This is a genomic window from Sorangium sp. So ce834 (assembly GCF_051521425.1).
GTDB lineage: Bacteria > Myxococcota_A > Polyangia > Polyangiales > Polyangiaceae > Sorangium > Sorangium cellulosum_D.
Genome location: NZ_CP150351.1, coordinates 13,593,918 through 13,604,448 on the forward strand (window position 1 = coordinate 13,593,918; position 10,531 = coordinate 13,604,448).

The following is a 10,531-nucleotide window of genomic DNA, read 5'->3' on the forward strand; positions in this document are numbered from 1 at the left end:
GGGCGAGCGGGAAGCCTCAGGGCTCCTCGCCGCCGGTGTCCCCGCCTCCGGCGAGCTCCGGACACTTCTCGCCGATGGCCTCGCACTCCGGAGGCGTCTCGACGGACGCGAGGTCCGACTCGCACGTGAGCGCCTTGACGGTCTCGAGCTGGCGGTTCGTGCAGGCCTTGAACTCGGCGACCGTGGCGGTGCACCCCGCGAAGTCCTCCGTGGGGCACATCCCCTCTTCCGCAGGCTCCTCGGGCTCGTTCATACACTGTTCCTTGGCGGTCTCGCAGTCGAGGCCGGAGCCGGGCGTGGCGGCGGCGATCAAGCCGAAGAGCTCGCACCCGTCCTCCTTCGTGATGTCCGCGGCCGAGGCGGCGAGCGCGTCGCACACCGCCTGCGCTTCCGCGTCCGTCAGGTCGCCGAGCTGCTTGTCGTCGAGGTCGCCCCCGGTCTCGCCGCCGTTGCCGCCGGTGCCGTCCGTGCCGCCGTTGCCGCCGGTGCCGTCCGTGCCGCCGTTGCCGCCGGTGCCGTCCGCGCCGCCGGTGCCGCTGGTGCTGCTGGTGCCGCCGGGGCCCGAATTGCCCTCCTCGCCATCATCGCCGCACGCAACGAGCGCGAGTCCGACCATCAGCATTCCAAGAAGCTTCATCCGTGTCATCGAGCGCTCCATCATCGAGAATGTTCACCTGAGAGTCCGCGCGGCGCTGGAGGACGGCTCCGTCGAAGGATGCGAACGGGCTGAATCGTCGACCGGTCAGGCGCGCGGCGCGTGAACATACTACGACCTCGATCGATTTTTCCTTCCCCATCAGAAAAAAAAGACAGCGCCCTCCGGCGTCGGGATCGCCGCGCGCGGCCGAGGCGCTCTCCGGGCCGCGCGTCCCGGCGCCCGTCACGTCGCGCGCTGGCGTCTCCGCGGACGTGAGGGAGCCCCCGGCGGCGCCGCCGGTTCCGCGTTCCGGCCCGCGTCCCGCTGCGCGACCACGCGCTTCGGCGCCACGCGGCGCCACGCCCCCACGAGCAGCTCCTCCAGGAGCGCCGGGTCGACGCGACGGAGCTCCACCCGCGTCCAGCCCTGGTGTCCCCACGGCGTCACCGAGAAGACGTCGGGCTGCGCCTGCACCAGGCTGTCCTGCTCCTCCAGCGACAGCTTCAGGACCGCCTGCTCCTGCTCCACCCAGTGGGTGGCGAAGATCTTCCCCCGCACGCGGAACGACGGCTTGCCGAAGTGGTCCTGCTCCTCGGCCTCGGGCAGCGACATCGCGAGCTTTCGAAGTTCGTCGGAAGAGACCACGGCGGTGCACCTCGGCAAGGGGAAGGGTCGCTCTCGTGAAGTTATCTCAGGCCCGCGCCGCCTCGAAGATCCGGTAGAAGCTCGGCGTCTCGCGCACGCCCTTCACGGAGAGCCCGGCGGCCTCGAGCAGCGCGCGGTACTCGGCCTCGGTGCGCTCGCGCCCGCCCGTGTTCACGAGCATGTTGATGTCGCTGAACGTGAGGACCCACTCCAGCGCCGCGTTCCCGCGCTGTGCGGGGGCGGGCGGCTCCACGACGAGCAGGCGCGCCGCGCCGTCCATCGCCTCGCGGCACTTGCCCAGGATCGTCAGGCTCCGCGCGTCGTCCCAGTCGTGGATCACGCTCTTGAGCACGTAGACGTCGGCGGCCGGCGGCGCCGCGTCGAAGCAGCTCCCCGCGACGAACGAGGCGCGGGCGGCGACGCCGCGCGACGCGAACAGCTGGAGCGCCCCCGCGCGCGCGTGCTCGAGATCGAAGACGACCCCCTCCACGCCGGGGTGGGCCTCCAGGATCGCGCAGAGCAGCGCGCCGTAGCCGCCGCCCACGTCGACCACCCGGCGCGCGCCCCGCAGATCCGCGGCCTCGACGATGCCGGGCGCGACCCCGCGGGTGAGCTCCACCATCGCCTGGTGGAAGATCGCGGCGGCGGCCGGGTCGCGCCCCATCTCGTCGAAGTGCTCGGTCCCGGACGGCGCCGCCGCGTCTCCGGCGCCCCACGCCATCCGGCCGGTGCGGACGCAGTCGGTCAAGCGGCCCCAGGCCTTCCACACGCCCGGCCCGCCCATGAGCCGGGACCACGCGCGCCGCGAGCTCGGGGAGCTCGTCTCGAGGCATCGCCCCATCTCGGTGAGCTCGAAGCGGTCCCCGCGGGGGGCGAGCAGCTCGAGCGTGACGAGGGCCCGGAGCAGGCGCTCCGTCGCGTCGGGGTGCGTGCCGAGCCGCGCCGCGACCGCGCTGCTCGGGAGCGGCCCCTCGGCGAGGACGTCCGCGACGCCGAGCTCCGCGGCCGCGTGGACGACCTGCGGCACCCAGAGGCTCATGATCATCTGGTTGAGGCGGAACGCAGGGGGCAGATTCGTGGGAGACCCGCTCGACATGGTGTTCGCTCCTTCGGGGCCTACCTTGGGGAGCGCGACGCCGGGGGTATTGTAAAGATTTTACCTCGGCCCCTGCCGGGTCGCCCGGCGGCGCGTCGGCCGCGCCGCGCTGCGCCGCCGCCGGGGAGAGGCCAGGGACCGGGGCCGTCTCTCCCTTGGGGGCTCGCCGTCAGGGGATCGCCGGGGCCGTCCACTCCACCCACTTGGCCTTGTCGAGCTCGTTCTTCGGCTTCCAGACGTTGGTGTTCGCGCTCGCATCCTTGAGCAGGAACTTCTTGACGAAGGCCTCGATCGCGTCCTGCTCGCCGTTCGCGTAGTCCTGCCCGCAGTGGTTGTGCCCGCTGTCGACGTACCCGATGTTCTCCTTCGCGCCGAGCGCCTCGTAGATCATCCGGGCGGCGCCGCCGGCCTGGTCTGCGTTGTTCGTGCTCAGCCACTCGTAGTTGAGGTTTCCGAGGATCAGGAGCCCACGGGGCGCCACCATGCCGACCAGCTCGTGGTGATCGAGCGGGAGCTTGGTCACCGCGCGGCCGAACGGCTCGATCGCCTTGCTGAACCACTGCTGCTCGCTGTACGTCCTGCTCAGGTTCTGGACGCCGCCGCTGGTCCGGCCCATGTTGTCGACCTCCGAGACCCGCCACGCCGCCACGCCGCCAGAGCCGGACTCCTGCGGGATGGTCAGCGCGAAGCGCGAATCCATGGCGCCGACCATGAGCGCGCCCTTGCCGTTGCGCGAGCAGCCCGTGATGGCGAGCCGCGTCGGATCGATCTGCGCTGCAGGCGTGGACTCGAGGGCATCGATGATGCGGCTCGCGCCCCAGGCCCAGGCGATCAGGGCGCCGCTCTCCGCGCTCCCATGGAACTTGGAGAAGATGCCTTTGCTCCGGTCCCCTTCCGGCTGCACACCGTTGTGATCGTAGTTGATGATCGCAACGCCCATCTGCTTCAGCCGGTTGTTGTTGAGAGAGCCGCCGGAGAGCCCGATCAGCGCAGGGTAGGGGGCTGTCCCGGTGCTGGGCAGGGAGATGCTCACGGTGAACGAGACGTCCTGCGCGCCGCCGGTCACGTTGATCGTCAGCTTGTCGCCCGCCATGCTGCCCGAGACGGTGGCCTTCTTGATCTCCTTCGGGCCGGTCTCGTAGTGCAGGACCATCTCGCGGATCTCCCGATGGCGGCAAACCCACTGCGCCCGGGTCGTCACCTTCGTGCCATCCATCATGGTGAAGGGATCGTGCAGCTTCTCATACGTCGGCAACGCGTCGAAGGCGGGCATGTTGGGGACGGGGCAAGCCTCGCCGGGCATCTCGACGCCGGTCAGCTCCGTGTCCTCGCCCGGCGTGGAGCCGCCGGTGCCGCTCGTGGTGCCGCCCACCGGATCCGAGCCGCCGGCGCTCGAGCTGCTCGGCCCCGGGCCCCCGCCGCCGGAGCCAGGCCCACCGGCGCCGCTCGTGGACGACGTGCTGCCGGGCGACCCGCCGCTGCTGGTCGCGGTGTCGTTGCCGCCGCCGCCGGCGTTCCCCGTGTCATCGCTCGAGCCGCACGCGACGAGCAGGGGGAGAATGGCGGTTGCAGTGAGCAGCTTGGAGTATTTCAGTCGACAGGACATGGTGGGCCTCGCTGAGTCTAAGGGGCTCGGCATGGTCATGCTCGAAACGGTCGTGCTGCGCTTTCCTTCGTCGGAGACACCGCGCAGCGCGACCGCAGGTGCATTCCCGGCGGAAGGCATTTCGATCAGCTTCCGTGTGATCGAAATCCCGTCCTCACGATGGTCGCGTTGAACGCGCCGTCATCCGGAAGCGAGCGCATTCGTGGGAATGACCCGTCGGCTCCGGCCTCTTCGATGAGGCGAGCGCCGCGCCGCCATGCGTCGAAATGCCCGCTGCGCAGCGCACGCGCCATCTGCTGATCTCGCCGGGAGGATACCATGCGAGGCGTCGAGGGAATACACGTTTCACGGCCGGCAGCGCGCGGGGGACCTCGTCCGGCGACGTGGCGCTACGATCGGTAACACGCGGACGACATCGCGCTACGATCGGTAACACACGGGCGACATCACGGTACGACCGACAACTGGATCGGATCTGGTTGCGCGAGGTCGCGGTGCACGGGCCGAGCGCGGCGTCGGTCCAGAGAAGATCGATGCACTCTGGAACGAAACGATGTTTGTCGGCCATGCCCTCTTCACTTGTACGAAAATTCTACGGCGAATGCCATGTCTTCCGGCGGCACGACCTTGAAGAAGCGGGTGTGCTTGTGGATCGAATTACGCGACGGATCTTCGAGAGGCCGTCGCGATGGAACCGCCGATCCGCTGCGTCCTCCGCGCGGCCGGACGGCTGCCTCCTCGTTGGGGCGACAAGGGATCAGGGGCTGATGCCGGAGAGTTCGATCAGCGCGGCGCGCGCCCGGGTCGGGGTCGTCCCGGTGAACTGCTTCACGTCCCGCGCGAGGTGCGCCTGGTCGTAGTAGCCGAACCGCTGCGCGAGCTCGGCCCACGTCCCCGAGGCGCCCGCCTTGAGGTGCCGCACAAGCCGTTCGAAGCGCACGAGGCGGGCGAGGAGCTTGGGGGGGACGCCGACGTGCTCGCGGAACAGGTCGATCACGTGCTTGTGGCTGTAGCCGAGCTCGCGCGCGAGCGCCCGCATGTCGACCGCGCCCCCGCGCTCCTCGATCCGCCGGAGCGCCCACGGCACCACGCCGAGCGCGTGCCGCGCCTCGTCGACGCGCTCGCCGAGCGCGCGCTCGATCAGGTCGAAGCGCGCGTCCCAGGTGGGGAGCTCCTCGAGGCGCTCGGCCAGGCGGGCGTGCTCGCGCGGCAGCAGATCGCGCGCGGAGATCACGCGCCCGGTGAGCTCCGCCATCGGCACGCCGAAGAAGAGCCGCGCCCCGATAGGGGTGAGGTTCACCTGGATCCCGCGCTGGAGCCCGTCGTGCTCGGTGATCGTGAAGGTGTCGTCGAGCCCCGCGACGAAGCCGCCCGGGTACGACGCGTGGCGGCGATCGCTCCCGGCGTCGAACACGCGCACCGGCGGCCCGAACTCGATGATGACGACGACCTGCGGCATCGGGAACTCGACCCGCCGCAGCGGCCCAGGCGTCTCCTCCTTGTAACCGCCGTAGTCGCGGATGTAGGGGCGGAGGCGCGGCGCCGGGGGCCGAGTCGCCATCTCCCAGCGGCTCTCACCCGACGTGCCGCGCGCGATCCGCGCGTGCTGAGCCAGCGCCTGCATCGAGGCGCAAGGGTACCCCTCGGCGCAGGCGCGATCCAGCCGCGCGCCTCGGTCGCAGGCGGGCGCCTCCTCCCCGAGGCGGAGGCCCCCCGAGCCGCACGAGGAGACTGGCTCCCTTCATCCCGTGGATACGGACAGCGAGACGATCGCGCTCTCCCGAGAGGAGAGACGCCGCGTGAGCGCGAAAAGAGCCCCGCCGCGGCGCCCGGGCGCGTCAGTGGACCGTCTTACAGCACCTGAACCCGAGGTGGTAATTCACGTGCCAGGCGTTCTCCATCGGCTCCACGTGCCAGCGCGGGCTGAAGGAGCAGTGATCGGGATACGTCTCCTGCCCCTTCGGCCGGGGGGCGTCGTGCGCGCGGGCGACCTCGACGTAGAACCAGGCGCTCCCCTTGAGCTGGCTGTACAGCTTGCCGTCGTCCCGGTCGCGGCGGGTCATGATCTCGGCCACGTTGCCGTGCTGATCGAAGACCCCGAACCGGGAGCGGCACGCGGGGTAGGCGCCCGCCGGCTCGGTGTCGGTCGCGCACGTCTCGTAGGCGGAGCGCGCCGTGTCGGCGTCGCAGGGCTTGCCGTCGATGTCGCGGTGCCGCGTCTGCGTGTGGCAGACGGCGAGGTCGAGCTCGTCGCCGTAGGCGTACGTCCGCGGCGCGCCGCCCTCCGGATCGCCGCGGCACGCGAGGCTCCACTCGTCCTCGGTGCAGAGGCGCTTGCCCTGGAGGCTGCACATGGCCGCCGCCTGCGTCGGGCTCGCCCACACCATCGGCAGCTCGCACGGCTTGTTGGGGAACTCGAAGACGTCGATGCAGAACTCGGCCGGCCTCGCCTTCCCCCGCACGGTCTTGAAGACGGGCACCATGTTCTCGTGGCCGCCGCAGCGGGCGCGCTGCTCCTCTGTCTGGAGGACCACGCCGCGCAGCCCCTCGAGGCACTGCTCCTTCGAGCGCGTGTGCCGCGCGAGCGCCCTGTTGCCCTGGTTGATGCGCCCCGGCCCGCCGCCGCCGAAGTTCTTCTCCAGGAAGAGCTCGGGGTTCTTGAACCTGCGCTCCCGCGGCGTGAGCTCCTTCAGCGAGAAGAGCCGCACCAGGTCCTCGCGCGCCTCGTAGTGGATCGCCATCGGATCCCCGGCCGGCGGCGGCGCCTCGCCCCCGTCCGCCGGAGGCGCGCCGGCAGGACCCCCGGCCGCCGGAGGCGCGCCGGCAGACCCAGCCGCGCCGGCAGACCCAGCGGCCGGCGGGGCCGCGCCCCCCGGGCCGGAGGCCGCGGGGCCCGCCGAGGGCGCCGAGGCGCTGGCCGCCGGCGCGGCGGCGTCGCCGGGGCCGCGATCGGGCTCGCCGCGGGAGCAGGCGGCCGAGGCCGCGGTGAGCGCCGCGAGCGCGACGCGCGAGGTTCGGGAGGGCCGTGACACGTGGAGCGAGGTCAGAGGGTCGCCGCGACGATCTCGGAGAGGCTCGCCTCGTCGACGATGCCGGTCAGGTACGCCGCGACGTTCCCCTGCCGGTCGATGACGACGAGGCTCGGCAGCTTGTCCACCCCGTACCGGACCGACGCCTCCTTGGCGTCGTCGATGAGGATCGGATACGAGAGGCCCTTCTTGAGGGCGTATTGGCTGGCCACGTGGGGCGGGTCGTCCACGTTGACGCCGAGCACCACGAGCCCCTTCTTCTCGTACCGGCGCGCGATCCGGTCGAGGATCGGCGCCTGGACCGCGCAGGGGCCGCACCAGGTGGCCCAGAAGTCGAGGATCACCGGCTGGCCCTTGAGCTCGGCGAGCTGCATGCGCGCGCCGGGCTCGCCGTTGGCCGCGACCGGCAGCGTCACGTCGGGGGCCACCGCGCCGACCATGCCCCCGACCCCAGGCGCAAGTCGCGGCAGGATCGCAAGGCCGAAGAGCGCGCTCAGGGCGATGAGCACCGCGACTGCAGGGTAGAGAATCTTACCGGAATTGGACTCGGGTTCGGCCATACGGGGCCCTGGGCTTCATAGCAAATCTTTGGGCCTACGTCCGAGCGGCTCTGGTACGGTCCGGCGCCTCGACCGGCCAGGCGCTGCGCCGCCTGGCCCGGGGTCGGGGGCGCAGCGCGGCGAGCCGCGCGACGCCGCCGCCGCCGCCGGTGGGGGTCGGGGCGCAGCGCGGCTCGCCGCGCGCTGCCACCGCCGTCCGGGTCACGTCGTCGCCCGCGCGCTGGAGGAACCATGCTGGATCGTCCGAATCTTTCACGAGAAAATCCCGCGGGGCCCCGCGGGCGGCGCCCGCCGCCCGGGCTCCCCCCGGCCAAGCGGGCGGCCAAGTGGCCCCCCGATGACAACGATCTGCCCGGAGCCCCGCCGGCGCCCGCCGGCGGCGGCTTCGCGGACGACGGCAACTTCAAGCGCGGCCGGTTCAGCCCGGTGTCGATCGTGGTCGGCCTCCTCCTCGCGCTCGGCGCCGCGGGCGCCATCTGGTTCGGCGTCAAGCAGGACAGCCAGAAGATGACGGTCGACGCCATCTCCAAGGAGAAGAAGAACATCTTCGTCCTGCCGAAGAAGGACCAGCTGCCCCTCTGGCGGAAGTGGGCCGCCTCCAACGCCGAGCCCTCGCTCCAGCAGGAGGCGCTCATGCAGCTCGCGTGGGCCGGCGACCCCGAGGGCGTCACGCACGCGACGACGGCGCTCTCGCTCCAGGACCACCGCGTGAAGGGCGTCGCCGCGCAGGTGCTCGCCTACTACGGCTCGCCCAAGGCCGACGGCGCCAAGCCCGCGCTGCTCGAGGCGCTCAAGGTCGCGGACGAGAGCGACCGGCCCCAGCTCGTCTGGGCCCTCGTCGAGCTCAAGGAGCCGGCCGCGTTCAAGGACGCGATGGACCAGTACCGCAAGGGGTTCCTCTCGAAGGTCGAGCGGCTCGGCGGCGGCATCGCCTTCGACCCCGAGAAGCTCGCCGGCCTCGTGCCGCTCGACGAGCTCGCGAAGCTCGCGAGCGACGAGAGCTCGTCGGTGCGGCAGCTCGTCGCGACGGTCCTGTCGCGCAACGCCGAGCCCAAGTGGACGAGCACGCTGATCACGCTCGTGAAGGACAAGGACGTCGAGGTCGCGCGCGAGGCCGCGAACGGCCTCGGGCGCATCGGCGACGAGACCGCGCGCGCCCCGCTCCTCGAGGCGCTCACGAACGCCGACAAGGAGAACCGCCAGCGCTTCCTCGAGGCGCTGCGCGACGGCATCGGCGGCGAGGGGCTCGTCCTCGCGCTCGACAGCGTGAAGTCGGATCCCGAGGAGACGACCTGGTTCCAGACCAAGCAGATCATGGAGATGCTGCGCGAGCTCGCCGATCCGCGCGCGGCCGACCCGCTCGTGAAGTGGATCGAGGCGAAGAAGCCGCCGCTGCACTGGCAGGGCGAGGCGGGGACGCGGCTCGCCGAGATCGGCGACATCCGCGGCGCCAAGTACATCGGCGAGCGGATGCTGGCCGACCCGCTCAAGCTCTACAAGCTCGAGAAGTTCTGGGAGGCGGACGAGGGCGGGCACCTGTCGCGCACCGACCTGCCGCGCGTCGTCGGCGCCCGCATGCTCGCCGACCTCGCCGTGATCCACGCGGACAAGGCCGCCGAGCTCAAGGCCGCGGCCGAGTCGCCGGTCATCCTGTGGCTCAAGGATCGCCCGCAGCCGCACGCGAACGGCCTGCGCTTCCTCGCCACGATCCGCTCCGAGAAGATCCTGAAGGACATGCGCGACTGGGCCTTCCCGACGGACCCGCTCCCGAAGGAGGGGCAGATGCCGCCGTTCCCGGCGGCGTTCGAGACCGCGCAGAGCGCGCTCCGGTACATCGGGCGCATGAAGGACGAGCCCTCCTTCCCGCGGCTGCTCGAGCAGTTCAAGCGGAAGAAGGACCCGAAGATGGACATCACCCAGGACGGGCTCCAGGGCGCGGGGCTCGCGATGCTCGGCATGGCGCTGCGCGCGGTCGCCTACGGCTCGGCGCAGGGGCTCGCCGAGTGGGGCGACCCGCGCGCGGTGGAGCCGCTGACGAAGCTCATCGAGGACGAGACGTGGCACGAGGAGGCCCGCCAGGCCGCGTGCGAGGCGCTCGCCTGGTGCGCCGACGACAAGACGATGGTCGAGGTGGCGAAGAAGGCGAAGGATTTCGCGAGCAAGAAGGAGCCGCGCAAGCAGCTCATCGGCGCCTGTTACGCGTCCGCGCTCGCGCTCCGGCCGGTGCCCGGGGCCGCCGGCGAGCTCGTCCCGCTGCTCACGGCCGACGTCGAGCCCGGGGTGCGCATGGCCATCGCGCGCGCCATCGGCATCGGCGGCTTCGACGAGGCGGCGCAGGGCCAGCTCTTCGAGAAGCTCAAGGACGTCGAGGTCCGGAACGCCGCGGCGCTCTCGCTCATCCTCGGCGGCACGAGCGACACCGCGGCGCGGACGGTCGCGATGTACGCCGACTTCGACAAGGGCGCGCTCGACGACCTCAAGGACCACTACTACCGCGCGTTCGGCTACTGGTCGGACGAGGACTTCAAGCGCGGCAACCTCTACCGGTACGTCGCGAACGCCGAGGCGGTCACGCGGGTGAAGGTCGCGGACGCGCCGCAGGAGTGGGCGCGGCAGCGGCTCCAGGCCCAGTTCGACAACCTGAAGTACGACAACGGCCCGCACTCCGAGACGCGCGTCGTCCTGCGCCACCGGCTCTACCAGGCGGCCAAGAGCGGCGACGGCGAGCAGAAGAAGGGCGCGATCGAGACGCTCAAGTTCATGAAGGAGAAGGGCGCGCTCATGGCCCTGCGGCACGAGCCGGGCGACACCGGCGCGCTCGCGAAGCGCGCGTTCCACGAGCTCATGAACCCGAAGGCCACCGTGGCCGAGGACCTGAGCGCGCTCGCCCCGGCCAAGGCCGGGGGCGCCGACGTGCAGTAGCGGCGCGCGCCTGCGCGATCGGGCGAGGGGCCCGGG

9 protein-coding genes are annotated in these 10,531 nt (G+C 71.6%); 2 read left to right on the forward strand and 7 right to left on the reverse strand.

Annotation, left to right across the window (positions count from 1 at the left end; all coding sequences use genetic code 11):
- Positions 1 to 16: 16 nt before the first annotated feature.
- From WMF20_RS49770 to WMF20_RS49785, 4 genes are all read right to left on the reverse strand, one after another.
- The gene (locus WMF20_RS49770; protein ID WP_437609145.1) at positions 17 to 622 is read right to left on the reverse strand and encodes a hypothetical protein; all 606 of its coding nucleotides are present in this window, start codon (positions 620 to 622) and stop codon (positions 17 to 19) included.
- A 258-nt stretch (positions 623 to 880) separates the two neighbouring features.
- Positions 881 to 1,282 (reverse strand): MmcQ/YjbR family DNA-binding protein, encoded by a 402-nt coding sequence (locus WMF20_RS49775; protein WP_437609148.1) that lies wholly within the window; start codon positions 1,280 to 1,282, stop codon positions 881 to 883.
- Between the two features lie 46 nt (positions 1,283 to 1,328).
- Positions 1,329 to 2,378, reverse strand: a complete 1,050-nt coding sequence (locus tag WMF20_RS49780; RefSeq protein WP_129580827.1) for a methyltransferase — start codon at positions 2,376 to 2,378, stop codon at positions 1,329 to 1,331.
- A 169-nt stretch (positions 2,379 to 2,547) separates the two neighbouring features.
- Entirely contained in the window at positions 2,548 to 3,984 is a 1,437-nt protein-coding gene (locus WMF20_RS49785; protein WP_437609150.1) for a glucuronyl esterase domain-containing protein, read from the reverse strand.
- 31 nt (positions 3,985 to 4,015) lie between these two features.
- On the opposite strand from WMF20_RS49785, the gene WMF20_RS49790 reads away from it, so the two are divergent.
- Positions 4,016 to 4,156, forward strand: a complete 141-nt coding sequence (locus WMF20_RS49790) for a hypothetical protein (RefSeq protein ID WP_437609152.1) — start codon at positions 4,016 to 4,018, stop codon at positions 4,154 to 4,156.
- Positions 4,157 to 4,741: 585 nt separating this feature from the next.
- Here the strand turns inward: WMF20_RS49790 and WMF20_RS49795 are convergent.
- The 3 genes from WMF20_RS49795 to WMF20_RS49805 all read right to left on the reverse strand — a co-directional run bounded on the left by WMF20_RS49795 (position 4,742) and on the right by WMF20_RS49805 (position 7,573).
- A complete protein-coding gene (locus WMF20_RS49795; protein ID WP_437609154.1) occupies positions 4,742 to 5,545 on the reverse strand; it encodes a helix-turn-helix domain-containing protein in 804 nt (267 codons plus the stop codon).
- 277 nt (positions 5,546 to 5,822) lie between these two features.
- Positions 5,823 to 7,016, reverse strand: coding sequence for an SUMF1/EgtB/PvdO family nonheme iron enzyme (locus tag WMF20_RS49800; RefSeq protein WP_437609156.1), 1,194 nt, complete (start codon positions 7,014 to 7,016; stop codon positions 5,823 to 5,825).
- A gap of 11 nt (positions 7,017 to 7,027) precedes the next feature.
- Complete coding sequence (locus WMF20_RS49805) at positions 7,028 to 7,573, reverse strand: TlpA family protein disulfide reductase (RefSeq protein WP_061621161.1); 546 nt, start codon at positions 7,571 to 7,573, stop codon at positions 7,028 to 7,030.
- Between the two features lie 231 nt (positions 7,574 to 7,804).
- Here WMF20_RS49805 and WMF20_RS49810 point away from each other — a divergent pair, with 231 nt between their 5' ends.
- Positions 7,805 to 10,495, forward strand: a complete 2,691-nt coding sequence (locus WMF20_RS49810; protein WP_437609159.1) for a HEAT repeat domain-containing protein — start codon at positions 7,805 to 7,807, stop codon at positions 10,493 to 10,495.
- The last annotated feature ends 36 nt before the right edge of the window (positions 10,496 to 10,531 follow it).

Coding starts and splice junctions, on each gene's coding strand:
- WMF20_RS49770 (WP_437609145.1), bottom strand. CDS start 622: ATGCTGATGGTCGGACTCGCGCTCGTTGCGTGCGGCGATGATGGCGAG.
- WMF20_RS49780 (WP_129580827.1), bottom strand. CDS start 2,378: ATGTCGAGCGGGTCTCCCACGAATCTGCCCCCTGCGTTCCGCCTCAAC.
- WMF20_RS49785 (WP_437609150.1), bottom strand. CDS start 3,984: ATGTCCTGTCGACTGAAATACTCCAAGCTGCTCACTGCAACCGCCATT.
- WMF20_RS49790 (WP_437609152.1), top strand. CDS start 4,016: ATGGTCATGCTCGAAACGGTCGTGCTGCGCTTTCCTTCGTCGGAGACA.
- WMF20_RS49795 (WP_437609154.1), bottom strand. CDS start 5,545: ATGGCGACTCGGCCCCCGGCGCCGCGCCTCCGCCCCTACATCCGCGAC.
- WMF20_RS49805 (WP_061621161.1), bottom strand. CDS start 7,573: ATGGCCGAACCCGAGTCCAATTCCGGTAAGATTCTCTACCCTGCAGTC.
- WMF20_RS49810 (WP_437609159.1), top strand. CDS start 7,805: ATGCTGGATCGTCCGAATCTTTCACGAGAAAATCCCGCGGGGCCCCGC.